The organism is Leisingera sp. F5 (assembly GCF_001593695.1).
On sequence record NZ_LUKH01001068.1, the window covers coordinates 1 to 1,306 of the forward strand.

The 1,306-nt window shown below is 58.7% G+C and carries 2 protein-coding genes; one reads left to right on the forward strand and one right to left on the reverse strand.

Going from position 1 to position 1,306, the window contains the following annotated elements; all coding sequences use genetic code 11:
• A partial coding sequence (locus A2I95_RS38930) for an ornithine cyclodeaminase family protein (RefSeq protein WP_291737729.1) occupies positions 1–915 on the reverse strand: 915 nt, incomplete at its 3' end.
• Between the two features lie 150 nt (positions 916–1,065).
• Between A2I95_RS38930 and A2I95_RS38935 the strand changes: the two genes are divergently transcribed.
• The coding region (locus A2I95_RS38935) for a LysR family transcriptional regulator (protein ID WP_291737730.1) at positions 1,066–1,306 on the forward strand (241 nt) is incomplete at its 3' end.

Consider the following 1,306-nt stretch of genomic DNA (forward strand, 5'->3'; position numbering starts at 1 on the left):
GCCCCGATGCCAGAACAGAATGGTTTCGCGGTCCGTTTCGCGTCCCGGCTTTAATCCTGCTGCAATTTCGCCAATCTCGGCATAGAAAGACTCCTCGCTGACCAGGCCTGCATCAATATGCGGCCTCAGCGCTCCCAGATGCCCGGCGCGCATCTGCCCCAGATCATCCATGACAAGCTTGTCAAACCCCTCGATGAAATCCAGAGGCAGCGTGCTCATGGTTCCATATGGCACCACAAAGGCGCCCGGCTTGACCCAGGACCGGTCAAACATCGGCGTCGGGGTATTTAGGCGCGTTGCCTCGACCAGAATGTCAGCCCCTTCCAGGCAGCTCTGCCAGTCGGTGGTCACCGTCACGTCTTTTCCCAGATCCTGGCGCAGCCGGTCGGCAAAGGCCTCCTGGCTTTCGGGCCGCCGCGAATGAACACGGATTTCTTTAAAATCGAACAGGTGATCCAGCAGGCGCACATTCCAGTAGGAGGTGCCGCGCGCCCCGACATGGCCCAAGATCTTTGGGGTCTTCGGCCCCAGCCACTTGGCCCCCAGGGCCGTCAGCGCACCGGTGCGCATATCGGTAATGCCTGCGGCGTCGATCACGGCGCGCGGCGCCCCGGTCCTGGGGCAAAACAGGTTCAAAAGCGCCAGCTCGGACGGCAGGCCCTGTTTGTAATTGTCGACGTAATCCCCGACGATCTTGACGCCTGCATAATCCAGCGGCGCCACATATCCGCGCAGCACGTTGAAATGCCCGTTGAACGCCGGATCCGGTGTCAGATGCATCCGCGGTTCGATGACAGTCTTGTTGCGGCCGGCTGCAACCAAAGTCTGCTCAACCGCGTCCAGTATGTCGTCGTTGCTGAGAGCCACCCGGTCCACTTCCGGCTGCCCCAGGTATTCGATCTCTATGCGCGCCATGTCTGCCACTCCCGTTTCTTGGCCATGATGGCCTTTGCGTGATGGCTTTACAGATCGAAAAATGTGAGGCTTGCCTAAGTTTTTCTGATTCAAAAGGGCCCATCCATGCTTCTTCCACCTTTGAATGCGCTTAAGGCCTTTGAAGCAGCGGTGCGTCTGGGCGGGTTTACGTCAGCGGCGTCCGAACTTGGGGTGTCATCGGCAGCGGTCAGCATGCAGGTCAAGAATGCTGAGGATTTCCTTGGAAAAACGCTGTTTCACCGGTTGAATAACCGCCTGCTGCTGACCGATGCCGGACGGACCTATTACCCGGAAATTTCCGAAGCATTGACGGCCATTTCGACGGCCACGGAAAATCTAATTGAAACGGAGGCCCGCTCCGGGCTTGCAG